This is a genomic window from Colwellia marinimaniae (assembly GCF_002207865.1).
GTDB classification, from domain to species: Bacteria; Pseudomonadota; Gammaproteobacteria; order Enterobacterales; family Alteromonadaceae; genus Colwellia; species Colwellia marinimaniae.
On the sequence record NZ_BDQM01000248.1, the window covers coordinates 1 to 275 of the forward strand.

1 protein-coding gene is annotated in these 275 nt (G+C 40.4%); it reads right to left on the bottom strand.

Annotation, left to right across the window (positions count from 1 at the left end; translation table 11 throughout):
* Nucleotides 1–275 (bottom strand): ABC transporter transmembrane domain-containing protein (locus MTCD1_RS19135; RefSeq protein ID WP_268807384.1); only part of this gene is annotated, 275 nt, incomplete at both ends.

Sequence of the window (275 nt, forward strand, 5' to 3'; positions counted from 1 at the left end):
AACCTAAGATCACCGCAACAAGTGCAATGGCAATAGAGGCCAAAAACTCTAACATGAATGAAGAAAGAAAGGCGATCTTTAAGATCCCCATGGTTTGGTTACCATAGTCTTCACTAATGGTTTTTACTGCAGCCATTTCTTGGCGCGATGCGTTGAATATTTTAAGCTGAGTCAGCCCTTGAATAATATCAAGGAAATGGCTGCTCATGCGCAGTAGTTTGGTCCAATGTTTTTGGTTTAGATCATGCGCTTTATGGCCAATAATGATCATAAAC